Annotated in this window: 26 protein-coding genes and 1 pseudogene; 16 read left to right on the forward strand and 11 right to left on the reverse strand. The window is 45.2% G+C overall.

The annotated features are described in order from the left end of the window. The 7 genes and pseudogenes from ACE1CM_RS08095 to ACE1CM_RS08125 form a co-directional block, all read left to right on the forward strand. On the forward strand, window positions 1-169 hold a 169-nt coding region (locus ACE1CM_RS08095; RefSeq protein ID WP_374876931.1), incomplete at its 5' end, for a photosystem II protein D2. Continuing rightward, on the forward strand, window positions 153-1535 hold the full coding sequence (gene psbC / locus ACE1CM_RS08100; protein WP_374876896.1) for a photosystem II reaction center protein CP43: 1383 nt from the start codon (window positions 153-155) through the stop codon (window positions 1533-1535). The genes ACE1CM_RS08095 and psbC, both read left to right, overlap by 17 nt. A gap of 179 nt (window positions 1536-1714) precedes the next feature. After that, entirely contained in the window at window positions 1715-2077 is a 363-nt protein-coding gene (locus ACE1CM_RS08105) for a transposase (RefSeq protein WP_374876932.1), read from the forward strand. Further along, window positions 1975-2187, forward strand: a pseudogene (locus ACE1CM_RS08110) (zinc ribbon domain-containing protein); the annotation flags it as partial. The gene ACE1CM_RS08105 and the pseudogene ACE1CM_RS08110, both read left to right, overlap by 103 nt. Before the next feature lie 48 nt (window positions 2188-2235). Further along, window positions 2236-2439 (forward strand): hypothetical protein, encoded by a 204-nt coding sequence (locus tag ACE1CM_RS08115; protein WP_374876937.1) that lies wholly within the window; start codon window positions 2236-2238, stop codon window positions 2437-2439. Between the two features lie 236 nt (window positions 2440-2675). Continuing rightward, window positions 2676-2861, forward strand: a complete 186-nt coding sequence (locus ACE1CM_RS08120; RefSeq protein WP_374876897.1) for a PCP reductase family protein — start codon at window positions 2676-2678, stop codon at window positions 2859-2861. 193 nt (window positions 2862-3054) lie between these two features. Further along, on the forward strand, window positions 3055-3258 hold the full coding sequence (locus ACE1CM_RS08125) for a ChaB family protein (RefSeq protein ID WP_374876898.1): 204 nt from the start codon (window positions 3055-3057) through the stop codon (window positions 3256-3258). Window positions 3259-3277: 19 nt separating this feature from the next. On the opposite strand, the gene ACE1CM_RS08130 is transcribed toward ACE1CM_RS08125, so the two are convergent. The 3 genes from ACE1CM_RS08130 to ACE1CM_RS08140 form a co-directional block, all read right to left on the reverse strand. Beyond that, window positions 3278-3817 carry a restriction endonuclease subunit R gene (locus tag ACE1CM_RS08130; protein ID WP_374876899.1) on the reverse strand — a complete coding sequence of 180 codons (540 nt, stop codon included), beginning with the start codon at window positions 3815-3817 and terminating at the stop codon, window positions 3278-3280. Window positions 3818-3980: 163 nt separating this feature from the next. Next, a complete protein-coding gene (locus ACE1CM_RS08135; protein WP_374876900.1) occupies window positions 3981-4277 on the reverse strand; it encodes a hypothetical protein in 297 nt (98 codons plus the stop codon). A 176-nt stretch (window positions 4278-4453) separates the two neighbouring features. Continuing rightward, on the reverse strand, window positions 4454-4708 hold the full coding sequence (locus ACE1CM_RS08140; RefSeq protein ID WP_374876901.1) for a hypothetical protein: 255 nt from the start codon (window positions 4706-4708) through the stop codon (window positions 4454-4456). A gap of 204 nt (window positions 4709-4912) precedes the next feature. On the opposite strand from ACE1CM_RS08140, the gene ACE1CM_RS08145 reads away from it, so the two are divergent. Beyond that, window positions 4913-6124, forward strand: a complete 1212-nt coding sequence (locus ACE1CM_RS08145) for a pentapeptide repeat-containing protein (protein WP_374876902.1) — start codon at window positions 4913-4915, stop codon at window positions 6122-6124. Window positions 6125-6141: 17 nt separating this feature from the next. Here ACE1CM_RS08145 and ACE1CM_RS08150 read toward each other — a convergent pair whose 3' ends face one another. From ACE1CM_RS08150 to ACE1CM_RS08160, 3 genes are all read right to left on the reverse strand, one after another. After that, window positions 6142-6285 carry a hypothetical protein gene (locus ACE1CM_RS08150; protein WP_374876903.1) on the reverse strand — a complete coding sequence of 48 codons (144 nt, stop codon included), beginning with the start codon at window positions 6283-6285 and terminating at the stop codon, window positions 6142-6144. A gap of 65 nt (window positions 6286-6350) precedes the next feature. Next, complete coding sequence (locus tag ACE1CM_RS08155) at window positions 6351-7286, reverse strand: RNA-guided endonuclease InsQ/TnpB family protein (protein WP_374876933.1); 936 nt, start codon at window positions 7284-7286, stop codon at window positions 6351-6353. A gap of 18 nt (window positions 7287-7304) precedes the next feature. Next, complete coding sequence (locus tag ACE1CM_RS08160; RefSeq protein ID WP_374876905.1) at window positions 7305-7409, reverse strand: helix-turn-helix domain-containing protein; 105 nt, start codon at window positions 7407-7409, stop codon at window positions 7305-7307. A gap of 345 nt (window positions 7410-7754) precedes the next feature. Between ACE1CM_RS08160 and ACE1CM_RS08165 the strand changes: the two genes are divergently transcribed. The 3 genes from ACE1CM_RS08165 to ACE1CM_RS08175 all read left to right on the forward strand — a co-directional run bounded on the left by ACE1CM_RS08165 (window position 7755) and on the right by ACE1CM_RS08175 (window position 10054). Next, the gene (locus ACE1CM_RS08165; RefSeq protein ID WP_374876934.1) at window positions 7755-7910 is read left to right on the forward strand and encodes a zinc ribbon domain-containing protein; all 156 of its coding nucleotides are present in this window, start codon (window positions 7755-7757) and stop codon (window positions 7908-7910) included. A gap of 121 nt (window positions 7911-8031) precedes the next feature. Further along, complete coding sequence (locus ACE1CM_RS08170) at window positions 8032-8361, forward strand: hypothetical protein (protein ID WP_374876906.1); 330 nt, start codon at window positions 8032-8034, stop codon at window positions 8359-8361. 187 nt (window positions 8362-8548) lie between these two features. Further along, on the forward strand, window positions 8549-10054 hold the full coding sequence (locus ACE1CM_RS08175) for a CIA30 family protein (RefSeq protein ID WP_374876907.1): 1506 nt from the start codon (window positions 8549-8551) through the stop codon (window positions 10052-10054). 324 nt (window positions 10055-10378) lie between these two features. Here ACE1CM_RS08175 and ACE1CM_RS08180 read toward each other — a convergent pair whose 3' ends face one another. From ACE1CM_RS08180 to ACE1CM_RS08195, 4 genes are all read right to left on the reverse strand, one after another. Next, the gene (locus ACE1CM_RS08180; protein ID WP_374876908.1) at window positions 10379-10990 is read right to left on the reverse strand and encodes a KGG domain-containing protein; all 612 of its coding nucleotides are present in this window, start codon (window positions 10988-10990) and stop codon (window positions 10379-10381) included. Window positions 10991-11415: 425 nt separating this feature from the next. Next, window positions 11416-12879, reverse strand: coding sequence for a hypothetical protein (locus ACE1CM_RS08185; protein WP_374876909.1), 1464 nt, complete (start codon window positions 12877-12879; stop codon window positions 11416-11418). Between the two features lie 1033 nt (window positions 12880-13912). Beyond that, window positions 13913-16066: a polyribonucleotide nucleotidyltransferase gene (locus ACE1CM_RS08190; RefSeq protein WP_374876910.1), complete on the reverse strand. Its 2154-nt coding sequence runs from the start codon at window positions 16064-16066 to the stop codon at window positions 13913-13915. Window positions 16067-16161: 95 nt separating this feature from the next. After that, window positions 16162-16650: a GNAT family N-acetyltransferase gene (locus tag ACE1CM_RS08195; protein ID WP_374876911.1), complete on the reverse strand. Its 489-nt coding sequence runs from the start codon at window positions 16648-16650 to the stop codon at window positions 16162-16164. Between the two features lie 241 nt (window positions 16651-16891). Here ACE1CM_RS08195 and ACE1CM_RS08200 point away from each other — a divergent pair, with 241 nt between their 5' ends. The 4 genes from ACE1CM_RS08200 to ACE1CM_RS08215 all read left to right on the forward strand — a co-directional run bounded on the left by ACE1CM_RS08200 (window position 16892) and on the right by ACE1CM_RS08215 (window position 22785). Continuing rightward, complete coding sequence (locus tag ACE1CM_RS08200) at window positions 16892-20113, forward strand: DEAD/DEAH box helicase (protein ID WP_374876912.1); 3222 nt, start codon at window positions 16892-16894, stop codon at window positions 20111-20113. Between the two features lie 108 nt (window positions 20114-20221). After that, complete coding sequence (locus ACE1CM_RS08205; RefSeq protein WP_374876913.1) at window positions 20222-21052, forward strand: SWIM zinc finger family protein; 831 nt, start codon at window positions 20222-20224, stop codon at window positions 21050-21052. A 354-nt stretch (window positions 21053-21406) separates the two neighbouring features. Next, a complete protein-coding gene (locus ACE1CM_RS08210) occupies window positions 21407-21742 on the forward strand; it encodes a hypothetical protein (RefSeq protein ID WP_374876914.1) in 336 nt (111 codons plus the stop codon). Between the two features lie 155 nt (window positions 21743-21897). Next, a complete protein-coding gene (locus tag ACE1CM_RS08215) occupies window positions 21898-22785 on the forward strand; it encodes a Uma2 family endonuclease (RefSeq protein ID WP_374876915.1) in 888 nt (295 codons plus the stop codon). Window positions 22786-22976: 191 nt separating this feature from the next. Here ACE1CM_RS08215 and ACE1CM_RS08220 read toward each other — a convergent pair whose 3' ends face one another. Next, window positions 22977-24596 (reverse strand): leucine-rich repeat domain-containing protein, encoded by a 1620-nt coding sequence (locus tag ACE1CM_RS08220; RefSeq protein ID WP_374876916.1) that lies wholly within the window; start codon window positions 24594-24596, stop codon window positions 22977-22979. Between the two features lie 297 nt (window positions 24597-24893). Here ACE1CM_RS08220 and ACE1CM_RS08225 point away from each other — a divergent pair, with 297 nt between their 5' ends. Then, complete coding sequence (locus tag ACE1CM_RS08225) at window positions 24894-26702, forward strand: tetratricopeptide repeat protein (RefSeq protein ID WP_374876917.1); 1809 nt, start codon at window positions 24894-24896, stop codon at window positions 26700-26702. The last annotated feature ends 78 nt before the right edge of the window (window positions 26703-26780 follow it).

The raw sequence follows: 26780 nt of genomic DNA on the forward strand, positions 1-26780 counted from the left end.
CTTCGTGTCGCAAGAATTGCGCGCCGCCGAAGATCCAGAGTTTGAAACCTTCTACACGAAAAACATTTTGTTGAATGAGGGCATCCGCGCTTGGATGTCGCCTCAGGATCAACCGCACGAAAACTTTATCTTCCCTGAGGAGGTATTACCTCGTGGTAACGCTCTCTAATACTTCAATGATGGGCAATCGGGACCAAGAATCGTCCGGGTTCGCCTGGTGGTCTGGTAACGCTCGTCTGATTAATCTCTCCGGTAAATTGCTGGGTGCCCACGTTGCCCACGCTGGTCTGATTGTATTCTGGGCTGGTGCGATGACTTTGTTTGAAGTCGCCCACTATATCCCAGAAAAGCCGATGTACGAACAGGGCACGATTCTACTGCCTCACCTCGCTACCCTGGGTTGGGGTGTTGGTCCTGGCGGTGAAGTAATCGATACCTTCCCCTACTTTGTGGTCGGTGTTCTGCACCTGATTTCTTCTGCCGTTCTCGGTCTTGGCGGTATCTATCACGCGGTTCGCGGTCCGGAAACCCTGGAAGAATACTCCTCTTTCTTTGGTTACGACTGGAAAGACAAGAACAAGATGACCACCATCTTGGGCTTCCACCTGATTATGTTGGGACTTGGTGCCCTGCTGCTGGTGCTGAAGGCCATGTTCTTTGGCGGTGTCTACGATACCTGGGCACCCGGTGGTGGTGATGTTCGCATCATTACCAACCCGACTTTGAACCCCGGTGCCATCTTCGGTTATCTGACCAAGTCTCCCTTCGGCGGCGACGGCTGGATCGTCAGCGTCGATAACATGGAAGACGTGATCGGCGGTCACATTTGGATCGGTCTGATCTGCATTTCTGGCGGTATTTGGCACATTCTCACCAAGCCTTTCGGCTGGGCGCGTCGCGCTTTCATCTGGTCTGGAGAAGCTTATCTCTCCTACAGCTTGGGCGCGCTATCTATGATGGGCTTTATCGCCGCTTGCTACGTCTGGTTTAACAACACCGTTTATCCCAGCGAATTTTACGGCCCTACCAACGCCGAATCTTCCCAAGCTCAAGCGTTCACCTTCTTGGTGCGCGACCAAAAGTTGGGTGCTAACGTCGGTTCTGCTCAAGGCCCCACTGGTCTGGGTAAATACCTGATGCGCTCTCCTACTGGCGAAATCATCCTTGGTGGCGAAACGATGCGCTTCTGGGATTTCCGTGGCCCCTGGTTGGAACCCCTGCGCGGTGTCAACGGTATTGACCTCGACAAGATCCGCAACGACGTTCAACCTTGGCAAATTCGTCGTGCTGCTGAGTACATGACCCACGCTCCCAACGGTTCTTTGAACTCTGTGGGCGGTCTGATCACGGAAATTAACGGTTTCAACTACGTTAACCCCCGTGCTTGGTTGGCTACCTCTCACTTCGTGTTAGCCTTCTTCTTCCTAGTCGGTCACCTGTGGCACGCCGGTCGCGCTCGCGCCGCTGCTGCTGGCTTTGAAAAAGGCATCGACCGCGAAACTGAACCAGTGCTATTCATGCCTGACCTTGACTAAGGTTTCAGTTTAATTAAAGCGTCTCTCTTCTAAAGAGTCTGCGGCTCCTGTCTTAAGGCAGGAGCCTTTTTTTTGAGCCTATAGGAATGGGAAACAAACTGTAGGAGCGGGGTGACTATCCAGTATCCACAACTGTTGGTAAGGTTATTGGGATTGATTTAGGAATCAAGGATTTTGCTATTGCCTATGATGGCAGTAAGGTTCACAAATATCCCAACCCCAAACACTTAGCCAAATATGAACGGAAATTAGCCAAAAAACAGCGCATTGCTGCCCGCAAGAAAAAGGGTAGTAATCGTCGTCGAAAGGCAAATAAGATTGTCGCTAGGGTATACGAACAGGTTAGCAATGTCCGCCAAGACTACCTACACAAGCTATCTAGAAAGATAGTTGATAATAATCAGGTGGTAGTAGTCGAAAACCTCAATCTTCTTGCGGCATGGTTCGCAATCACCCCCCTTTCATCCCCCCTAATAGGGGGGACAGAGGGGGGTCTGATACTGGCTGGGGAACTTTTGTCAATTTCTTGGACTACAAATTAGAACGTAGTGGAGGGAAGTTGATAGAAATAAATCGATGGTTCCCCAGTTCCAAGCTTTGCTCTAATTGTCATTACCAAATATCTGAGTTGCCGCTAGATGTTAGGAGGTGGACTTGTCCTTGTTGCGGTACTCACCATGATAGAGACGGTAATGCAGCGATGAATATTAGAGCAGAAGCTATCATAATGCTGTCCTCCTCTGGGACGGGGGAGGCTAACGCCAATCGAGAGGAAGTAAGACCAACTCGCGGGCGCAAACCCAAGATGCGGCATTCCTCAATCAAGTTGGAAGCCCCATCCGCCTGTGCGGTGGGTAGTTCACCCATAGAAGTCGGATACGAAGGGACTCGATCTAAAATTTAGGGCAAGCTCAAATCTTGGCTCAAAGGAGGTAGAACCTCCCGGATCTCGTTCCCAGGTTGAACCTGGGAACGAGTTGCTAGAGGCTCCGCCTCGGCTGAATACTGGTTCAAGATCTGAACAAACAGACAATTAAAATAAACCCGTTTCTCCCCGTTGTCCATCACGGCAGTAAAATATGACAAATAATTGATTTGCCGCAGCCAAGTTGACTGCTAATAGTTGAAGGCTGATGTTTTATGAGTAATTCTGATTTTGCAGGTGTTTTAGAGTGGACGCCGGAAGCTAAGACGAAGCTGAAAAATATTCCTTTTTTCGTCCGTTCTCAAGCTCGCCAGCGGATTGAGCAGTTGGCGCGGGAAGCTGGATTAGATGTCGTGACGGCTGAAATAGTCGAGCAGGCGCGGTTAGAGTTTGGGCAATAAGGATTTTGGTGGCGGTAGGCGCGATCGCTACCGTTCGTAGTAGGCGCTTGATCGACGGCGCTCAAGCGCCTACTACGAACGGATCGCTCCAAACTCCTCCCCGATCTTAAGTCCAAAAATCCCTCTTTAGAGCCATGAAGTTGCCAATCGGAAAAAGCAGGTTGATATTATAACCTGACGGGGAAGCGCAACCATGCCTTATCAACAAATTGAAGATTTACCCGAGTCTGTCAAATCTCACCTACCCAAGCACGCTCAAGAGATTTTCCTCGCTGCGTTTAACAATGCAGTCAAAGAGTATGAAGAGGAAGAAACTGCTTTTAAAGTTGCTTCGAGTGCCGTCAAGCGCGACTATGAAAAAGGCGACGATGGTAATTGGCATAAGAAAGCCGATTAGGATGCGATCGCTGCCTCCCTCACGATGCAGATTGCAGCTTGCAGATAGCTTTCAGAACTTGTAACAACTGAATTGAACGTTCAGATTCCATCAGGTGCAATTCTGGCATTAACTGATATGTGGGTGGATTTCCTTGTTTAAGGTACGCCAACAAATATTGCAGTCCATTCGTTGCCAGTCCCCAAACCGATGATTGCAATTCCAAAGTTTGATAAGCATAAGTTAGCAATTCAGGCAATCCTTGGCGAACCTCAACACCACTATTTTTAGATTCGATTACTAATATCCAAAAACTTGCGATCGCAGTTGTTTCTGTTGTCTTGTTAACAGCTAGAATATCAAACATACCTGTAATAATTGTGTCTTTATCTTCAATGCTAATGTCAGCAATACTCTCTTCTATAGAAATCTGGATTGGGTAGCGATAGAAGCCAGCTAATCGCAATAATGGAAAAGTGGTGAGAGCTTTGATCGCTCCTTCAGATACTTTACTGGATGAAAGGTAATAACGAAAGTCATTCCGGATTTGTGTAAGTTCCTGCTGTTCAAACTCTGTCAAAGGTTCTAGGGATAGTAAGGTTGTAAATCAGCCATCGTACCGATCTTGAAAGCCTAACAAACGGTTCACCTCGCCCAAAGTTAGGTTTTTGGCCTTGAGAGTTTTCATAGGGATTTGTCCAGGGTTTTTGTATCTATTTTAAAAGAAGAGATTGCCATAAATTTTAGTTTTGTAAAATGTAATTACCAATAATCTCTTTCAGTTCTTGAGGAGCTTCAATAGCTATAGCTGCCCCCAAATCCGGACGAACAACCCACCACCAAATCAAAGTTTCCAAACTGTTTGGAGGGTCATCATTTGGACACCACTCTATATAGTCCTCATTTACACCAATAATATTTGCACAAAGATCGTTAGCTATTGCTACGCGAGCATCTAGCTTTTCAAACTGCACAATGTCTTGCCAGCGCACTTCGTTACCAATTGAGCTTAAAATTGATTGTACGTCTAAGGTAATCATTCTACTGTCCCTCCAAAAGCTATAATAACTCTAATTCCAAAGTCTTGTTGTTCTTCATAAGATTGATTACCAATCCACTCTCTGACTGTGACATCTGAAGAACCAGTCAGTTCTGGCTGAATTGAACTGTAAAAATTGCTAATTTCCTGATGAATTGAACCTTGACCGTGAGGTAGTCAAACAAGATTACCTGTATTGTGAATTGCTTCTGCACCAAATCTCTGTACATTCGAGGTAGTTTGTCCAACAATATGATGCCAAGCTGTTTCTGTACCCGCCGAACCTATTGTTCTTTTGAATTCACCAAAGGTTTTAAAGCTTTGACCTGCTCTTCTGGGGGGAATGAGCGTTCTTGATGCTAGTTCGCTAGCAAGTTGTCTGGCTATTTCCTGCCTCGTTTCATCTGTCATGTGTATTAGCGCTTCGCTCACTCCTCTATCTCAATGGTATCGTTGATGATAAACAATAACCATAAAACCGAGAAACCCTGTTTCTTTAAGAAACCGGGTTTCTGAGTAGCTGAGTTATGTATTTTCCCCTAACAGTTGGCTAGAATTAAAAACTCTATTTAAGTAATTTCTCTGTTCCAGACAGCAGCCCGATCGGAGAAAATAGCCTAAACAGGCTATAAATTAATGAAAATGGTTACCGAGCAACTGGATTTAGCCGCCTTGGCTTCTAGGATTTCACAACTGGAACAGCAGCAAGTTGTTTTGAAGAAATATGTGACAGGGCTTAAATCTCAAATAGACGATATTACCCAAAAGCTTAACATAAAGTTCAATAATTTCCTGGCTACTAAAGCATCGGAAAGTAGCATTACTGATAATTCTGAACCTCTGAACGAGATTGATAGGATTGAGCGGGCAATTGAACAACTTAACCAGCAAATAGAAGCATCGCCTAATGAAACGTCACAGGTAGAATTGAGCGAAACTGTCATACAAAACCCAACTATTCCTGTAATTGTTGCTCGTGATGAACCCACTGAAAATAAAGCGGCTGATGATTTTACCAAAGCAAGTCAGGAAACTGCTGTCGATGTGGAAGAATTTTTGAAACGGTATAAAGAGGAAGAACGACACTTTAAAGGGATTAACCTAGCTGGAGTTAATTTGACTGAAAAATCCCTGGGTAGAGTTCATCTGATCGAGGCAAATTTGCAAGGAGCAAACTTAAGCCTAACAAACCTAGACGAAGCATACTTAATTGGAAGCAACTTTAGTGGTGCTAACTTAAACAATGCTAACTTGGTGTACGTACAACTCCTTGATGCGAATTTAAGTCAAGCAACCTTAAAGGAAGCCAACCTAACTTATGCTAACTTAACTGCGGCTAACCTTTGTGGAGCAACTTTAAACGGAGCTAAACTGGTTGGGGCTAATTTAACTACTGCAAATCTAAATGAAGCGAATCTTACTCAGGCTTGCTTAAATGGCGCTAACTTAACTACTGCAACATTAAATGGAGCAAACTTAAGCAGCGCTTACCTAAATAGTGCTAACCTAATTGGAGCGGATTTTACTAATGCGAAGCTAACCCAAGCTGACCTGAGTGAAGCAGATCTAAGCGGTGCTAACTTGACTGGAGTAAGTTTGGTTGGAGTCAACTTTTGTGGCGCAAATCTGAGCGGACAAAACTTGAGTGGTCTTAATCTCTGCGGCGCTAACCTTTCTGACAGCAATTTGATTGAAGCTGACCTAAGTTCAGCAGATCTTCGTGGGGCAAACTTGAGTAATGCCAATCTAGAAAAAGCTAACTTAAAACAAGCAAAACTGAATGGCGCCAACCTGGAAAATGCCAAGCTCAGCGGTGCAATTATGCCAGATGGTACGACTCACGAGTGACATCCTCCCCCACCAAATCAAAGATTATGGTGGGGGCTTCCCAGAATCGCTTCAAAGAATTTCCTGTCTCTTCCGGTGCCATCTAGACTGGACGAACCAGTCCCCGACGCATCCCGTCCACAGGCAATTTCTTCCACCGTCTGTCCAACGGCTCCAGACACCTCGGTTTCTAATTACTTGAGCGGCTGCTACATCACGATCTGTCTTATATCCACATTCAGGACACTCATGTACAAGGGACCGATAAGTTCTTAGACACATTCGCATCACATTCTGGGCAAGTCTGTGATGTACCTGCCGCTTCAACCTTGGCAAAATACACTCCACGCTTCCAACAAACCCAGGACAATAACTGCAAAAACTGACCCCATCCGGCGTCTAAGGTATGCTTACCCAGCATTCCTTTAGCCATACCTTTGAGGTTCAGTTGTTCTGCAAATATCATTCCTGCCTGGTCCCATAGGTGATGAGCCAACTTGAAATGAAAGTCCTTCCGAGTGTCGTGTATTTGTTCGTGAACTCTAGCTATTTTCCTAGCAAGTTTAGCTTTATTGTTAGACCCGTTCTTTTTATGCTTTAATCGGCGTTGTAGCAATTTCAGCTTACTTGCCAAAGTATTGAAGAATCTGGGCCTTTTAATCAACTCGCCATCGGATGTTGCTAGAAACTTTTCTAGCCCTACGTCAATCCCTAATGGGCGTCCTGATGGAGGAATGTCAGGAACATTTACATCAAGCTGCAATGACAGCATGACATAATATCCCGATGCTTTCTTGACAATGCGTGCTTGCTTCAATTCAAATCCACTAGGGATTGGTCGATGCATGATAACTTCGACTTTGCCCAACTGTGGAAGTTTTACCCAGCCAGAGCCAACCGGGTTAACAAGCATTTGAGGATAAACAAATGACCGCATCCGTCCAAACTTCAAGAAACGCGGGAATCCATTTCCTTTTCGCTTCATGTCGTCAAATGCGGTGTCTAGTTTCCTCAGTACTTGTTGTAAAACCTGGGCGTTTACACTTCTTAGTTCTTCATTGGTTTTCTTGGCGACTGTTAGTGCCTTTTCTTGAAAACCTTTGTTGGGGTAAGGAGCATCTGCTGGAATTATATACTCCTCTTGAATTGAGCAAGCATCTACCCTGCACTTACGCGATTTAATCCAATCTTTACGTTCTTGTCAAGCATAATTCCAAACTTTTCGGCACACTTCTAGCGTCTGCTCAATAAGTGCCGCTTGGTCTGAAGTTGGATTAATTTTATAGGCGTAAGTCAGGTTTATCATTCTATTATTTTAGCATTTATATCACAATTAATTAATACGGTATATTGCTAATTTTAGCGGGTTTGACCGCTTAAAATTACAGTAATTACGCAAATGCCACATGCGATCGCGCCCCGCCTCATAACCAGAATTACCGTTAACTGGTTATTCTGTTCGTGCGATCTCTGCTTTTACACTACCTGATATACTTAATTACTGCATTACTGCATTACTGCATTTAATACTGCATTTTTTACTGAATAAAATTTTGGCTTTAGAGCAAGGCAGTTGAGCGATATCAAAGGGCGGATTTTTATTTAGATTAAATGTTTTATTCCCAGTATTTTGTGATAAATTAGGAGCATGATGGCTAGAAAAGCCAAGCTACTAAACGGAAACAGAGTGAAAAAGTCATTAAGCACTAGAACTCATTCATGTCCTAATTGTGGTGTTGAGATTTGTCGCGATACAAATGCGGCGATTAACATTCTAAAAAAAGGCATGGTAATTTTAGGATCTTAGTGGCTTGCACAGTATCCAAAGAGATTGGGAATCTAGCCTACAACCAATTGCGCCGTATAGGAGATCTCGCACATCCCCTACACGACGACTACCCCCTAACAACCTAGGAGGCTCATTTATCATGACAAAATTTGACACTCGGTGGGAAACGATACTAAGTTTCCCGCCGCAAATGGCTTACACGCAAACTTTAGGCTTCGTACCAGGCAATGGCGACACTTTACCGTCGTCGTTCATTCCTGGTGTGGATAGCCTCCCACCGCCGACAGGCGATTACGAGCTTGTCAGGGTAATGATTTTCGGATCGAGCTACGGCGTCAACTACACAATCCGTTGGCTTTACACGCTCAAATTCGCCCAGATCAGCGAATGGAGCTTCCTTATGCCTGCTCCTAACGGGGAATTCATGACCATCTTAACCAAGCGAATTCCGCTGAATCGGGTCACCTGATTGACCTGGGATAAAACCTGGTAACGGCTTTGTAGCAACGCTGGCGTTCGCATCAGTTTGTCTCTTCGGCACGCTGCGCGTGAAGCGAAGCTATCGCTCCAAGAATCGCCAGTTTCTTCGCTCCTTCATCTTCGTTAACTAACTTTACAAATTATGTAAGCTTGTAACAGAGGGCGAGGACAAGTCGATGAGTCAAAAAGAATCTGGACAATGGGACGCGCTAAGATTTGGCAAAACCCTAGCATATTTTGGCATAATCCCGTTTATTGGGAGCATTAGCTGGCTGCAAGAACTATTTACAGGTCGTAGCGAGAAGAAACAACAGAACCAAGGCGGAGATAACAAAATGGGTGTAGTCCTAGTCGCCGGTGCGACGGGTGGAGTCGGGAAGCGAGTGGTGCGGCGATTGTTGGCGAAGGGTTATCGGGTGCGAGCGATCGCGCGCGATCCGGACAGAGCAAAAGCGCTACTCGGCGACAAGGTAGAAATCGTCTTCGGAGACATTACCATACCCGAAACCCTGACTGCCGAAGTTATGCGCGATGTGCGTGCGATCGTTTCTGGCATCGGCGTCCGCGTGCAACCTGTAGAAGGAGATACACCGGAGCGGGATAAGTATAATCAAGGCATCAAATTTTACCAACCAGAAATAGTAGGCGATACGCCGGAAAATGTGGAATATCGCGGTATCAAGAATTTAGTCCAAGCTGCTGCCGCCAATCTGAATCGGGACGGCGAAAAACTGGTATTCGATTTTACTAAACCATCAGCCGATCTAAAAGAAACTTGGGGTGCTTTAGATGATGTGGTAATGGGTGGCGTCAGCGAAAGTTCAATTCGATTCGCGAACGATACTGCTGTATTTTTTGGCAATGTATCTACGGCGAATTCGGGCGGTTTTGCTTCAGTTCGCACGCGCAATTTTAACCCTGGGATTAACTTATCTGGATACGAAGGAATCGAATTGCGCGTCAGAGGGGATGGGAAGCGGTATAAATTTTTCATCCGCAGCAATTCCGCTTGGGATGGAATTGGTTACGCTTATTCTTTCGATACTGTCTACAACATCTGGACAACAGTTCGCATTCCTTTCAAGGATTTAATTCCAGTATTTCGCGCCAAGACTGTAAAAGATGCAGCACCCATCGACGCGAGTCAAATTTATTCGTTTCAGTTAATGCTGAGTAAGTTTGAATACGACGGGCAATTGAACCCGAAATTCCAACCGGGTTTGTTTCAGTTGGAAGTAGAATCGATTAAAGCTTATGGAGGCAAAACATTACCAAAATTTGTCATGGTAAGTTCTGCTGGGGTTACTCGTCCTGGACGACCTGGAATTAATTTAGAAGAAGAACCACCTGCGGTCAGATTAAACGACCAATTGGGAGGAATTTTAACTTGGAAATTGCGGGGAGAAGAAGTCCTCCGCCAAAGTCGAATTCCTTATACGATTATCCGTCCCTGTGCGCTGACTGAAGAAGCGGGGGGTAAGGCGCTAATGTTTGACCAAGGCGACAATATCAAGGGCAAAGTTAGTCGGGAAGATGTGGCAGAACTTTGCGTCTATTCACTCGAACAACCCAAAGCTTGCAATGTCACGTTTGAGGTCAAAGAAGCAGAAAATGGCGAAGTGGCTAAAAACTGGGAAAGATTGTTTTCTAGTTTGAAATCCGATGAATTAGCCGTGAAATAAATTGCAGGATGTAGGGGCACGGCATTGAGGATCTTTGGCTAAAACCAAAAATGATTGAACGCCGTGCCCCTAGCAACAATTGATGATTTGATAATTTTTGTATTGACCAACAATTGACGATTTGAAATTACAGGGTGTAGGGGCACGGCATTGAGGATCTTTGGCTAAAACCAAAAATGATTGAACGCCGTGCCCCTAGCAAAAATTGATGATTTGATAACCCGGTTTCTGTGCGTCAGTCGTGACTTTCACAACTTTACAGCGTTCTTTGGTCGCCACGCAAGACCACCAAAGAGCGCTGTAAATTATGCCTGTGAGGTTATATTATTCGAGGGAATCGCCAGCGTCAATCAGTACTGCACTTAACTCTTGTAATGGATCGGAAATGTTTTCATCGGCGTTGGATGCGTATTCACCGATCTGTTCTCCGATAGAAATCAAGATTTCAGCGATTTCAGACTCATCAGCTTCCTCACTTGTAACCACTTTTCTCAAGTTTTTAAGATTGGTGGCAATTTGCTTGAGGTCTTTATTTTTGGAACCTTTAAGCTGCTGATACCACTCGTCAATAGCTGCCGTTGCCGTATCAACATCTACAGCAGTTAAATCTTCTTGGAGAATGTCAATTAACGAGTATATTTTTTCGCTAACGCCATCTTCTTCATCTTGTTGTTCATCTTCATCGTCAGAAGCACCGCGATGGGAAGCTTTTCCGCCTTTGCTAGCTATTTCGCGCACTTTTTCTTTATCCATGGAAGCAAAACCTTGCTTGCCTTTACCTTCATTTTCGTTGTCTTCATCTTCTACGTCACCGTTGGTATCAGGTTCTTCGCCTTTATGGGAGGTTCTACCACCTTTGCTGGCTATTTCCCGTTGTTTTTCCTCATCCATAGAAGCAAAGCCTTGCTTGCCCTTGCTTTGTTGTTTCTTCGCCATGATATTAATTCCTTTATCTCAAGATCTGCACTGTGACTTAAATCAGCTTACAAAGCTGAAATTTATTTTCCCTCTTCCTCTGGAATGAATGTAAATATCTTTCAATTGAGAGAGGAGATTTTGAAGGGCATTTACATTAGTGACAGGTTAAGAAAGTGGAGCTTTCGTCAATGAGTGAATATGCTCAATTTAACTGGGGATGAAAATGAGAATTGCACCTGGTCGGGGAGAGGGAAAGGCAATCATTGCCTTTTCGCTCTCTGTATGATAAAGCATTGAGGGGCAGAGTCAAAGGCGATAAATCAAGCTTTTCCACAGGCTTTCCCAGGGCTTTAACAACTCCTAAATTCTGATTATACGGCTCAGCAAAATACTTGATTGGGTCAGATGTGCAAAAGTTCATGTAGGGAAATAATTCAATATTGTTAATTTATCCCAAGAGCGATCGCTTCAGCTTGGGCATTCAATTTGGTCAGTAAATCCGTATGCCAACGATTGGGTTCATCTTCAAGAGTCACTAAACCTAAACTAACAGGTGGCAAATAAGGTGGTTTATTGGTCGGTTGATCGACCCAGCGATACCAGGTATAACCGACAAGACTTGGATGAGTCCAAGCACGGGTCAATGCCTGTTCGCCATTCCTTGTCATCCGTTCTGTCGCTGGAAGTCCTGCTTCAGGTTCGTTTGGCAAAGGACGCTCTGAAAAAACACGATGTCCCCAACTAAACTCACCATTGAGTATGGGTAATTGTGTCGCTTTGTAGTAGATGTCCATCCGCTCATACATTTGATAACGATAATTGTTCGCTGATACTACATCAACCCAAGGTTTCTTCACGGCTGAAAAAACCGCATCACTAGGAGGCGCACCAAATCGACAACCTAAAATTAAGTGATTTGTATCGTAACGGTGGATTGCTGCGGCTGACTGCTCAAAATATCGTTGGGCGAATTCCGCCAGAAACGCTCTGTAATCGGCTAAATAGCCTCTGGAAACAATGGCTTGTTTTGCGTTTGTCCATTGTCGCACTTGTTCTGGAGTATCAATATTGACTTGCCAATCTTGCGCTAGCGTCTCCAGACTGCCATTATGTCGGCTTAAAACAAAATCCCACGCAGCTTGGTAAGCTGGTCGATGGGAATCAAGGCTCAGGCAAACCTGTAGTAAAGATGGTTTCAGCTCATTTGTAAGTAACAGATCTGAGTTGAGCTTACCTTGTTGATCGGGATTGTCTATCTCCCCCCAACCTAATTCATTATCGGTAAAATACCCAACCAGCATTCTATTGTTACGCCGAGGAGCAACAAATGTTTGTGCTTGCCGATCAATCCCCTTCAGCCATTCCGGTGCGAAAACATCAGGTATTCTCACACCATCTGACTTAATTTCTGGACCGACTCTGGCAAAATCAAGCACTATTGTATAAGGCATATCCCCATCCAACAAATCTAGTGCCGTCCATGCTCCCAAAGCGTTAAAATTCCAGCGACGTAGCCGCTCATAGGTAGCCTCGCGAAACGCCGTGGAGTCCTTACCATATTTCTGCATAATCACCTCACTGTAACCGGGATAAACTGCCGATGGGGGAACACCTCGACCAGAACCGACTGATGTCACCCCCTTGTAGAAAAATGGTTTGCCTTCTGGATCGATGAACCACCAACGATCTTGCATTGATTGACCAACCTGGAAAAAACCCGGTTTACCGACTACCGTACTCGGTTTGATCCGGACTTGTTCAACTAGGTTAATAGTTTGACTGGCAGCTGGATCGCCTGTCAGCGAACCACCTAAAATCACTAAAATGGCTGAGATTAAAGAAATAAAACCGAAAATCAGCCTTTTCCCAGGTGCTAAACACCCAACAAATTTGGGTTTATTGAACATTTGGTTAATCATGAATTCAGTCAGTACTTATATTTTGCACCTGAGCAGACAAAAATCAATGCCTGCGACCGACTAGAGCCAACGCACCCCGAACAATTATGACAAGTAAATGACTCAACCGATCCGGGTCTAGCCATTCGTGAATGTTTCAGAAATTGCAGCTTTTGTCAATGATTGAATATACTAAATTTGCCAGATGATGAAAATGAGAATAACTTCTGGTCGGGGAGAGGGAAAAAGTAATCGTTGATTGCCTTTTTCCTCTCTGTATTACCAGAAACAATCGGTTTAGATCCTCCCCCTTTAAAGGGGAAAGGAAAAATTAATTTCCCAGAGTTACAATCCTATCTGATCACCTTTGTTTCTTCTGCGATCTAGAGTTTCATAAAGGATTTTTCAGGTGAAACCCGGTTTCTTTCCATAACTGTCAACTGTCAACTGTCAACTGTCAACTGTTGAAGATCGTTCTCATCAAGAACAAAGGCGGTCTTCTGTTAATTTATTAACTCATCAAATTAGCGATTTATTTAAAAATAAATTTTGGTAAAAGTTGATTTTTTCATTAATTTTATCCCCGATTTGAAGCGATAAAATTTTCTATTTTTATTCAAGATAACGTCATTTCTTAAAACTATTTTTGAATTAGTCGAAATAATTTATCGTCCTAACTGCCTTGGCGATTGCTATATTAGATAAGCTGGGGAGATCAGCAATTAAGCAAAATCACCTTTTTTTCTGTGAAAAATCGTCGGTTTGGCAACTAGAGATATACGCAGAAACCCGGTTGCTCAGATCGTCGTGCGTAAGTCCTATATCTTTCTGTTTAGGTCAGGACTTACGCAGTGACAATAAATATGGTGGAATGGTGCGTTACTAACGCACCCTACTACATATAGAAGTTTTGCGTAAGTTTTGTGGTTCTTGAATAAAAATCAAAAAAGCTTCTGGTTTCAGAAGCTTTTTAGTCAGTTATTTAAGCCAGATTTTAGATTTTAATTTGGCACGAATATAAAATCTAAAATCTCAAATCGGTTTAGCGCTTGTTGCCAGCTTCCCGTGCTGCTGCTGCTTCTTCTGGATGAATGCCTAAGCGCGTGAGATTGATGCGACCTTTGTTATCAATTTCCCGTACTTTGACGATCACTTCGTCACCGACGGCAACTTCATCCTCGACTTTTCCAACGCGGTAGTCTGCGAGTTGGGAAATATGAATCATCCCTTCTTTACCGGGAAGAAATTCCACAAAAGCACCGATGGGAATAATTCGAGTGACGCGACCGGCGTAAACATCTCCTTCTTGGAGTTTCCGCGTCATGTTGAAGACGATAGTGCGAGCGCGTTCGGCTTTTTCAACATCGTTAGCAGAAATGGTAACGGTTCCATCATCTTCGATGTCAATTTTTGCACCTGTTTCTTCGGTGATCCCTTTAATAGTTTTACCACCAGGGCCGATGACCAAACCGATAAATTCTGGTTCGATTTTAAGCGTCAGCAGGCGTGGGGCAAAGGGCGACATTTCCGTTCGGGGTTGGTCAATTGTCGCCAGCATTTTCTCCAGGATATGCAATCGTGCGGGACGAGCTTGCTCAATGGCTTTGGCGATGGTATCCATCGATAAACCGTTGATTTTCATATCCATTTGCAATGCGGTGATGCCGCTATCCGTCCCGGCGACTTTGAAGTCCATATCGCCTAAGAAGTCTTCAATCCCCTGAATATCGGTTAAGATGCGGACTTCATCGCCATCTTTAATTAAACCCATTGCTGCACCGCTGACGGGTTTGGTAATCGGTACGCCAGCATCCATTAAACCCAACGTTGAACCGCAGACCGAACCCATCGAGGTGGAACCGTTGGAAGAAAGTACTTCCGATACGACCCGGATGACGTAGGGAAATTGGTCTTTGGGGGGCAAAACGGGCACTAAGGCGCGTTCTGCTAAAGCACCGTGACCGATTTCGCGGCGTCCGGGTGCGCGCAGGGGTTTGGTTTCTCCCACGGAGAAGGGGGGGAAATTATAGTGGTGCAGATACCGCTTTTGGTCTTCTGGATGCAGGTCGTCGGCGAGTTCTTGGGCGTCGCCGGGGGTTCCCAGGGTGACGACGGACATGACTTGGGTGAGTCCGCGGTTAAATAAACCGCTGCCGTGGACTCGTTGCGGTAAGACTCCGACGCGACAAGAGACGGGACGTACTTCGTCGAGTTTGCGTCCGTCTACTCGCACTCCGTCTTCGACGATCTGACGGCGCATGAAGTATTTGGTGATATCTTTAAACGTGTTGCCGACGGCTTTGCTGTCTGCGGCGGCGGCAACTCGCACGGGGTCTTCTTCTGGCAGTTCGGCGATCGCTTGTTCTATTGATGCTTTAACTTCATCTAATGCGGCATCCCGTTGGTTTTTATCTAACTCGAACTGGGACAGGATCTTTTTGATCGGTTCGTTGCCGCGATCGCGGATAAAATTCTCCAGTGTCGGGTCTACTTCCGGTGGCGCTTCTTGCACCAAATCTATCCCCAGTTCTTTGAGCAATTCTTCCTGCGCCGCAATTAAGTCGCGCACCGCTTCATACCCGAAGTCAATTGCTTCGATAATATCCGCTTCCGGCAATTGGTTCGCCCCTGCTTCTACCATCACCACGCCTTCAGGAGAACCCGCAACGACTAAATCTAGGTCGCCGTCTTCGATTTCCTTATACGTGGGATTGATAATGAAATCATCTCCTACTAATCCAACCCGCACGGCTGCCATCGGCCCGTTAAACGGTATCTTTGCTAGTAACGTGGCAATGGAAGCCCCGGTAACAGCTAGCACATCGGGCGGCACTTGCTCGTCCATCGATAGGGTTGTCGCTACGATTTGAATATCCTCGCGCAACCAAATGGGAAATAAGGGGCGCAAAGGACGATCGATCAAACGACTGGTGAGAATGACTTTTTCTGGCGGACGCCCCTCCCGCCGCAAGAAACCGCCCGGAATTCGTCCAGCGGCGTAAAGTCTTTCTTCGTAATCTACCAATAACGGTAAAAAATCGATGCCCTCTCTGGCACCGGAACGGGTTGCCGTCACCAAAACGGCTGTATCTCCCGACTGAATTAAGACGGAACCTCCTGCCTGTGGTGCGAGTAAGCCAACCTTTAGTCGAATATCCCTTCCGTCAAAGGATATTGATTTGTCAATCTCTACCATTCTTTCCGTCTCTATCACAATTCTTTATCTGTCGCAATCGTAGCACTGTTATACGGGTGGTGTTTGGTAATGGGTCATGGGTAATAGCTTTTGCTTCAAGCAAGGGATCGATAAAGTATCAAAGCATCAACTACTTGTCCCTCTACAAGAAGCGCCGCGTTGGGAATCCGCCCAATCGTTTGAAATCCTAAAGACTGCCACAGGTTGAGGGAGGGTATGTTGGTTTCAAACACCAAGTTAAACATTACACCCTGATAGCCTCGACTCGCGGCAATTTCCAGCATTGCTTCTCCCATTAACCGACCGATCCCCTTACCTCGCTCTCCCCGTTGTACAATAAAACCAGCGTTGCAAATATGGCTTGAGCGTCCGGGAAAGTTGGGTTTCAGATAGAAAGATCCTAAAACTTCTCCTGGGCCTGATGTTGTTGTGTCGTCAATTGCTCTGGCGACAAACGCATCCGAACTCAGCCAGTAAGCAGCGAATTCTGACTCAGAAAGAGGTTGTTCTTGCGGATAGGTTTTACCTTCAAGAATTACCGCGTTCAACAGATTCCTGACCGCTTCTTTTTCTGACTCACGCATCCAATCTATTTCTATTTTAGCTGAATTTGTTAATAATTTTCGGCTGGGCAGTTGGATTATCATCTGAGGTAAAATATAAGCTTGAATTGACTGGAGAATTTCAGATTTTAGCTTAACTTGGATGGGTAAAATTCGATATGCCTAGTTGGCATGGAACAAATACCCGCTCCGGATTGTCTCTGACCTAAAAAGACAACAATCAATCTTTTGTGAAGAAAGAGTAATTCAAATAAATTCTGGCATGGCAATTTTACACGGAAACTGGATACCTCAACATCAGGGTGGTTATTTATTTATTTGGGGAGAAACTTGGCGTCCTCAAACATCTTTGGTGGAAGCGGGGAGAAAAGATGGGATATTATCTCACCCGTTGGCGATGGCGCAGGCGGAATTAGTTACTTTTTTACGTTCTCACAGACTCGATATAGAAGCATCTCCCTCTGCCGCCAAGGGAAAAGGCAAGGGAGAAGTGGCATATGGGGGTGGGAAACGATGGAAAAGTCATGCGATCGCATCCCCGACTCGGATTGTGGCAGACAAACCCACCTACCCGATTTATTCCCCCAAGGTAGCGGGGGAAATAAACGATCTATATCTATATCCCTGGGAAGTTGAAGGATTGTGTTTAAATGCTACCGATGGGATGAAATTTTTACAAGCATTGCCCCTAAGTTCTTTTAAAGCATCAGATGCTTACTTAGGGGGAGAATTGCGGTTTTGGGCGCAGGTTTGTCGCTGGAGTTTAGATTTACTGTCCAGGGGTAAATTTATACCTGGAATGTACCGAAAAAACGATGGTTCTGTCGTCGCTTGTTGGCAACCCTTGTTAGATAGTGCCGTAGATCGGGAGCGGTTGGAAAACTTTGCTCAGCTTTTGCCGGGTGCTTGTCGCACTTATCAAGATGGGGCATCAGAATTACTCAATTATCCATTTTTGGACTTGCCAGCGGCACCAGAAAAATTATTACTAGAATTCTTAAGGAGTACGATAGATGCTCAGGTGCGTGCTTGGGGAAATTCTACCCCACCCACAGCAGCAACTCCGGTGCGGGAGTGGTTACAAGCACTTTCTAGAGTATCCGATAACTTAGTCCAGGCAACGGGTGAAGCGGTGGGACGCCTGGAAACTACACTGCAAAATTGGACAGCTGCCGTACAAGATTATATCGTCGTCTCGCCATCGCAAGGATTGGGACAGAACTTGTATCGCACCTGCTTTTCCATCCATCCACCTGGAACGGGGGAAAATAGCTGGAGGTTGGAGTATTTCTTACAAGCAGCAGACGATGGCGAGTTTTTAGTTAGTGCGGCGAGAATATGGAACCACACTACTGCTGAATTAGTCCACCAAGGTCGGAAAATTAACCATCCCCAGGAAACTTTTTTGCAGGGTTTGGGTTTAGCAGCAAGGTTATTTGCACCGATTGAACCCAGCTTACGGGAAAGGCGTCCCCAATCTTGCCTTTTAACACCCCTACAGGCGTATGAGTTTATCAAGTCGGCGGCGTGGCGACTGAAAGATAGCGGACTCGGTGTCATTTTACCGCCTTCTTTGGCAAGTCAGGAAGGATGGGCGAACCGCTTAGGTTTGAAAATTCAAGCTGAAACGCCTGAGATCCCCTCCTGGCGAAGGGGAGGAAAGGAGGAGAGGATAGGTTTGCAAAGCTTGTTGAATTTTAAATGGGAATTGTCTATTGGTGGACAAACTTTATCCAAAGCTGAATTTGACCGACTGGTAGCGCAGAATACGCCCCTAGTCGAGATTAATGGGGAGTGGGTGGAGTTGCGCGCCCAAGATGTTCGCGCCGCACAAGCATTCTTCGCCTCGCGTAAAGAGCAAATGGCACTATCTTTAGAAGATGCTTTGCGGTTAAGTACGGGCGATACTCAAATGATAGAAAAATTGCCCGTAGTTAGTTTTGAAGCATCAGGAACGCTTGAGGAATTGCTATCTAATTTAACTAATAATCGCGCAATTGAACCGATTGTACCTAAAAGTTTTAAGGGAACATTACGACCATATCAAGAACGAGGAGTCGGTTGGCTATCTTTCCTAGAACAATGGGGTTTAGGAGCTTGTTTGGCGGACGACATGGGCCTTGGTAAAGCCATTCAGTTCATTGCTTTTATTTTACACCTCCAAGAGCAAGAAGCATTAGAAGCACCTGTATTGCTACTTTCTCCCACTTCAGTTTTAGGGAACTGGGAACGCGAAGTTAAGAAATTTGGACCCTCAATTACAACTTTAATGCATCACGGAGATAAACGCGCGAAAGGGAAAGCATTAGCTAAGGCGGTTAAGGATAAGCATTTAGTTATTACTAGCTATCCGCTGGTGTTTCGGGATGCGAAAGACCTCCAAAGTATTAATTGGCGGGGAGTCGTGTTGGATGAAGCACAAAATATTAAGAATCCAGACGCGAAGCAGTCGAAAGCAGTAAGGGAATTGCCGACACAATTTCGCATTGCGCTGACAGGAACTCCGGTAGAAAACCGCTTAGCGGAACTTTGGTCAATCATGGATTTTCTCAATCCAGGATATTTGGGGCAGCGACAATTCTTCCAGCGAAGGTTTGGAATTCCAATTGAAAAATATGGGGATGGAGAGTCGTTGAAAACATTGCGATCGCTCGTACAACCCTTCATCCTCCGCCGCCTCAAAACCGATAAGGAAATTATCCAAGATTTACCAGAAAAACAGGAGATGACTGTCTTCTGTCCCCTCACAGTAGAACAAGCAACGCTTTATCAAAAAATCGTCGAATCATCCCTGGATGAAATCGAATCTGCCGATGGAATTAAGCGCAAGGGAATGATTTTAGCCTTGATAACTAAACTCAAACAAATCTGCAATCATCCGGTTTTATTTAAGGAAAAAAATGAGACAGAAAAATCCGGAATTAGTTCGCAACAATCCGGGAAACTCCAGCGATTGGATGAGATGTTAGAAGAATTGGTTGCAGAAGGCGATAGTGCGTTAATTTTCACCCAATTCGCCGAGTGGGGTAAACTTCTAAAACCCCATCTGGAAAAACAACTCGAACAAGAGGTATTATTTTTATATGGCAGCACCGCCAAAAAACAACGGGAAGAAATGATCGACCGCTTCCAAAACGACCCCGAAGGACCAAAAATCTTTATTTTATCCCTTAAAGCAGGTGGGGTTGGTCTTAACTTAACCCGCGCCACTCACGTTTTCCACTTTGACCGATGGTGGAATCCAGCGGTGGAAAATCAAGCCACAGACAGGGTATTTCGGATTGGTCAAACCCGCAACGTTCAAGTGCATAAATTTGTCTGCAACGGCACTTTAGAAGAAAAAATACACGATTTAATCGAAAGTAAAAAAGCCCTAGCAGAACAAGTCGTAGGTGCAGGAGAACAATGGCTAACAGAACTAGATACAGACCAATTACGGAACTTGCTAATATTAGACCGAAGTTCAGTAATAGATGATGAATAAATAGCTAATGGCTAATGGCTAATGGCTAATGGCTAATGGCTAATAGCTAATAGTCAAACAGCAATTAGCAATTAGCAATTAGAGATTAAAAAGTAAAAAAGGAAAAAAATGAATAACGACCAAACACAAAGAGAATGGTGGGTGCAAGGGTGGCTGGATTTACTCAACTCCTACCGCTTCAAGAAACGGTTAGAAAGAGCGCGAGATTATGCGCGTCAGGGTAACGTGCTTAGCTTTGAGTTTCAAGGACCAAAAGTAGTTGCTGAAGTTAGAGGGAGAGAACAACCTAAATATGATGTTTCTTTGTGGTTAGATCCTTTCAGCGATGAACAATGGGATTATGTCATCGAAACTTTATCCCAGCAGGCGATATTTTCTGCAAAACTGTTAGCGGGGGAAATGCCGCAGAATATCCAAGATGTGTTTACGGCGAATGGGTTGTCTTTATTTCCGTTTAGCTTATCTGAAGTGCGATCGCATTGCAGTTGTCCGGATAAAGCAGTTCCTTGCAAGCATATCGGGGCAGTATATTACGTATTGGGCGATCGCTTCGAGGAAGACCCCTTTGTCCTATTCCAATTGCGGGGTCGTTCCAAAGAAGATATTCTATCCGCATTGCGCCAAATGCGAAGCGCTGCTGGTGAAGCATCTGACTCAGAAACATCCCCGATTCCACAACCTCCACCACCCCCTTCATACCCGCTACAAATCAACCAATTTTGGCAATATAACGAACCTCTGGAATCTTCCCTCGTAGTAATTGCGCCGCCTGGTAGCGAGACGGTTTTAGATGTCTTGGGGTCAATTCCCCCCACATCTGACGCAGAAAATCGCTCAAAAGGTCAGGATACTCAGGTTGTGATGCAATATCTAGATGGAATTTACAAGAATGTCAGTCAGCAGGCGGTGTTATCAGCAATGAATGTAGAAGGGAGTTGACAAAAATGACAGTTACACCTCTGGAAAAAGAAGCAGAACCAATTTTAATCGACGGGTTAACCAGGCGCGAATTCAAAGTTGTGGAACAGCTAATTGCTCGCCCAGGAGTCATATGATGTCCGGTTAATCACCCATCTATTTAGCGAATTCCTCTGAGGGGGTGACACGGTGACGCGGTGAGATTTTTATTAAGGGTAATTAGGCGGACATCATATCAGACTATCTTTTCTGGATGGAGTTTTAGAGATTCGTAAAATTCCAGGGAAAAAACACGAAACTATAAAAGAACCCATCGGTGCTTTGTGGGAAATATATCTGGAATTCTTGGGGTTAGATTTTACTCCCACTGGTTCTATGACTCTGGAAAGCGAATCTGGACGAGTCAAACGGGAAGCAGACAAATCTTATGAACTAAGTCCTGATAGAGAAGGTCCCGATTCAGCAATAGAAGTTATCGTCACCAGTGGAGGGATTGACAAACTCGAAGCTGACAAACCTCTGCAAATTCCTGAAGTTTGGTTTTGGGAAAAAGGGCAACTTTCGTTTTATGCGCTGGGGGATGAGGGATATGAGAACATCCTCCAGTCGCAAATACTCCGCAATTTAGATGTAGCGCTGTTGATGCGCTGCATCAACTTAGCAAATCATACTCAAGCTTTGGCAGAATTTCGGCAGGGAATCCAGAGTTAACAGTTATTTGGCACGAGGCAAAATAGAGGAGAGAAGCTGCTGGTAACTTATCCATTTACGCAAAGAAAGCGGGTTTCTATGAAATATGCAGCAACCCGCTTTCTAGGATCGTCGCCTGTAAGTCACTGCTATCATCTTTAATTTAGTCCCCAGACATGACTCAAAGCACAAATCCCAGGATTCTTCCTCCTCCATTTCCGGACCATACCCAACTGCCTGAATCAGACGGTACGTTTGTGAAGAATTTTCAAGAACATCCCCAAAGTATTCTACTCACCGACTCGATTGGTTCGGTTTTGCAAAGTCTGCACCCCGACGGACAATACGCAATTGGACAAGATTGCGGCATTTATTGGCGCGAAACCGAACCGCCGGAACAAGGTGCAGAAGCACCGGATTGGTTCTACGTGCCGAACGTTCCTCCCTTACTTGATGGCGAAATTCGCCGTTCCTACGTGCTGTGGCGGGAATATATTGCGCCTGCGATTGCGATTGAACTAGCGAGTGGGGATGGAACGCCAGAACACGATCGCACTCCCCTATCGCGCACTGCTGCTGAAACCAGAAAACCGGGCAAATTCTGGGTTTACGAGCAAATTATCCGCATTCCCTACTACGCTATTTTCCTAATCAACAGCGGCGAACTAGAGGTCTACAACTTGGTAAACACTCAGTACCGCCGTCTAACACCAAACGAACGAGGACACTATCCGATCGAACTCTTGGGAGTTGAATTAGGAGTTTGGCAGGGAAGCTATCAAAATCAAACGCAGCGGTGGTTGCGCTGGTGGGATAGTCAGGGGAATTTACTGCTAACCGGCAGCGAGCGAGCTGAAATCGAGCAGCACCGCGCCGAACAAGAACGCCAGCGCGCCGAACAAGAACGCCAGCGCGCCGAACTTGCCGAACAAGAGAGAACAGCTGAAGCGCAAGCGCGACGGGAAGCGATACCGCGCTTGCTCGGTTTGGGTTTGACGGTAGAGCAAATAGCAGCAGCGTTGGGATTACCGTTGGAAGAAGTGAGGTCATTTATGCAGGAGTAGCGGATGCGATCTCTAATTTCTCCAGGACTTACGCAGGCAATCCCTCAAATGCCGATCCCCCCTAGCCCCCAATGCCTTGGGGGGAACCAGAAAGCCACCTTTGGGGGCAAGCAGAAAGCCCCCTTTGGGGGAAACGGGAAAGCCCCCCAAGGCATTGGGGGTTGGGGGGGATCGATCCGTAAATCCGGCGATCAAAACTGGCAAACTTGTGCGCCAGTAACTGGGCAATTTTGGCGCGCCATAGCATTATCTCCCAGATTAAGTGAACTCAGGTTTTTCAGTGTTGCTAGAGGAGTGAAATCTGCAACTGGATTGAAGCGGAGATTAAGCGATCGCAAATTGATCAGTTTTGCCAAAGGGCGAACATCCTTGATTTGATTGCCTTCAAGATTGAGCCAAGAGAGGTTGGTCAACCCGGCTAGAGGACTAACATCTTCGATCTGCCTGCCTTTAAGGTTAAGAGCATTCAGTTTTGCGAGAGAAGCTAAAGGACTAATATCTTTGATTTGGTTATCTGCAAGGTAAAGCGAAGTCAAGTTTGTCAATCCCACTAGAGGACTAACATCTTGTATTTGATTGTTATCCAGGTCAAGAGAAATCAGATTTTTTAGCCCTGCTAAATAACTGACATCTTTGATTTGATTGTTCTCAAGATTAAGCGAACTTACATTTTTTAATCCTGTTAAAGAGCGGACATCTATTTGGTTACCTTCAAGATTAAGATGCTTTATGTTTGTCAATTCTGCCAAAGAACTGACATCTGCAATCTGGTTGTAATCAAGCTCAAGCTGCGTCAATTTTGTCAGCTTCGCCAGAGGACTTACATCTCTGATTTGATTATCTTGTAGATAAAGCTCAGTCAAGTTTATTAGTCCTCTCAGAGGGCGAACATCTGCAATTTGATTGAAGCGGAGGTTAAGCCAATCTAGGTTAGTGAGTCCAGCCAGAGGAGCGACATCTTTAATTTGGTTGAAAGTTAGAACAAGTCGCCTCAAATTTGTCAGTCTAGCCAAGGGTCTGAGATCGGCAATTTGATTGTCTTCCAGGTAAAGCTCCGTCAAGTTGTTTAGTCCTGCCAGAGGGCTAAGATCTGCGATTTGGTTTTCCATTAGATAAAGCTTCTTCAGGTTAGTGAGTCTCTCTAGACCTCTGATATCTGCGATCTGGTTGGCGATCGCATCAAGCCGAGTCAGGTTTGTCAGTTCTGCCAGAGGGCGGAGATCTGCAATCTGGTTTTTGTCAAGGTTGAGGTTAGTCAATTTTGTCAGTCCCGCTAACGGGCTGACATCTGAAATTTGGTTCTTGTAGAGGTGAAGCCAATTCAAATTTGTCAGTCCTGCTAGAGGGCGGACATCTGCAATTTGGTTGTTGCCAAGAGAAAGCGACTCCAGGTTTTTTAGCCCAGCCAGAGGGCTGATATCAGCAATTTGATTGCCTCCGACAGAAAGCTGCTTCAGATTTTTTAGTCCTGCCAAAGGGCGAATATCAGTTATTCGGTTGTTGTGGAGGGAAAGATCCTCCAAGTTTGTCAGTTCTGATAAGGGACTCAGATCGCTGATTCCTTTCTGGTTGAGGTCAAGTTTTGTGCGACTTAACAGATTTTTGGCAGCGAGTTCGCAATCATTTGTGCCTGCTGCTGCTAACAGCACCTCTACAGTGATTCTCGTGTCGGCTGACAAACTGGCTTGTTGCTGACACCAGTCTTTAAAAGAACTCCCCCGATTAGGTGCGGCGGCTTGAGTAATTCCCCATCCCCAGCCACTGAACGCCCACATACTTATTATCAGAGCAGCTGCGCTAGTTGATTTCATAGTTGGTGAACTCCCCATCAGTAGATTAAGTAGGGTGCGTGAGGGGGAGAAATGACCAAAATCAAGGCCAACATTGGAAGATCTCCCTCACGCACCTTCCGGGTTAAATGGTGCCGTACTCTGCGGGAAGACAGCACCCTACGTATTTCCCCAAGCAATCGGGAATCAGGCTTAGAACTGTTGTTATAGTACCTATTACCGATAGCTTTAACATTTATGAAAACAGTCTAATTCTTTAACATTCCGCATTCATACTTTCAACTTTCCAGTTACACGCCCTTGATGGAGAACCCAACTATGCGTCTACATCTAGTTAGCCTCGGCTTTACCACTCTGCTGCTTTCGGTAACTTCTCCCTTTTTACCACCAAGCTTGAGCCTCTCGCCCCCAGTCGCACAGGCGCAAACAAATCAAGATAGGAAAGCTATAGCGGATCGCCTGTTTAGAGAAGGCTTTTATCTCATTGCTGGGGATAACTTTGAAAGAGCTATAAGGAAATTCAATCAAGCCTTATTGATTTATCAAGAGATAGGTGACAAGGCAGGCGTTGGGAAAACCCTCTCCAACATTGGATATGTTTACTACAGAAAGAAAGAGTATGAGCAAGCATTAAATTACTTGCAGCAAGCTTTGCCAATTCAACGGGAAGTGGGCGATGGCGAAGAGCAAAAAACAACCCTAAACGTGATGAGGAGAACTTACGACGATCAAGGTCTTCAGCTGGTCAATCGCAGTCAATATCGAGAAGCTATAGAGAAATTCCAACAAGCCCTAGTCATTAATAGAAAACTTGGTCAGAAGGATGCGGAAGGGTTAACTCTCAACCAAATTGGCATAGCTTACACCAACCTGGGAGAGTATGAATTAGCCTTGAATTCCTATCAGCAAGCCTTAGCCATTCCTCCACCATATTTCGCGGAGTATCGGGGGGCAATGCTGTTCAACACGGGGAGGCTTTACCAGGCGTTAGGACAGTACGAACTGGCTTTGAAGTTCTATCAAGAATCCTTAGATCTCAGCCGAAAACCCGTACTACTTGTATCTGGCAGGGGCGCGATTGGCAGCATTGGAGGTGAAGTGAGAAATCTCAATGCGATCGCAACCATTCACTCTAGATTAGGAAAGTACGAATTAGCCTTGAAGTTCTATCAAGAAGCCTTAGCAGTCGTCAAAACAATTGATGACAAAATAGACAAAAAAAATCTCGAAGCAGTGACGCTACAAAATATTGGATTTGTTTACCGCGAACAAGGAAAATATGAACAAGCATTACAGGTATTACAGCAAGCTTTAACCATTATCAAACCCCTTGGCTATAAGCAGTCAGAAGGGGTAACGATCGGCAATATTGGCGAAGTATATTTTGAGCAAGGACAGTACGAATTAGCCAGGAAATATTATCAGCAATCTTTGGTAATTCTCCAGGAATTTGGCGACCAGGCAGATCGAGCAAATGCTCTCAACAATATCGGTTACTTGCTGGAGAAACAGCACCAGCCGGAATTAGCGATCGCATTCTTCAAGCAATCAGTCAATGTCAGAGAAGAGATTCGCAAGAATATCAAGGGACTTCCTCAAGAATTACAGCAATCCTACACCGAAACAATTGCTAAAGATTATCGCTATTTAGCTGACCTTCTCCTCAAACAAGACCGAGTTCTCGAAGCCCAACAAGTTCTAGATTTACTCAAAGTTCAAGAACTAGAAGATTATCTCAGCAACGTGCGGGGCAACGAACAAACTGCTCAAGGAATCCCAAATACTCCCTCAGAACAGCAAATTCAGCAAGGCTACGAAGCTATTTTAAATCGAGCGATTCAACTCGGTAAAGAACTGGTTCAACTAGAAAGCATTTTACCTGCTAATAGAACTCCTGCCCAGCAACAACGCATCATAGAGTTAAGAAAAAATCAGCAGCAGATTACCCAACAGTTTGACGAATTTCTCCAAAGTCCTGCTGTAACGGCATTGACAGCACAATTGAGGCAAGTCACGGGTGGAGAAACTCTCAATTTAGCCAATTTCAACAGTTTACGAGACAACCTCCACAAGCTGCAACAAAATGCCGTTATTCTCTATCCTTTGGTTCTAGATGACCGATTATAACTGGTTTTAGTTACTCCTTATTCTCCGCCGATTCGCCGCACGGTTACTATCAAACGGGAAGAACTTAACCGTGCCATT

Origin of the sequence: Microseira sp. BLCC-F43 (assembly GCF_041929235.1) — a bacterium.
Lineage (GTDB): Bacteria > Cyanobacteriota > Cyanobacteriia > Cyanobacteriales > Aerosakkonemataceae > Microseira.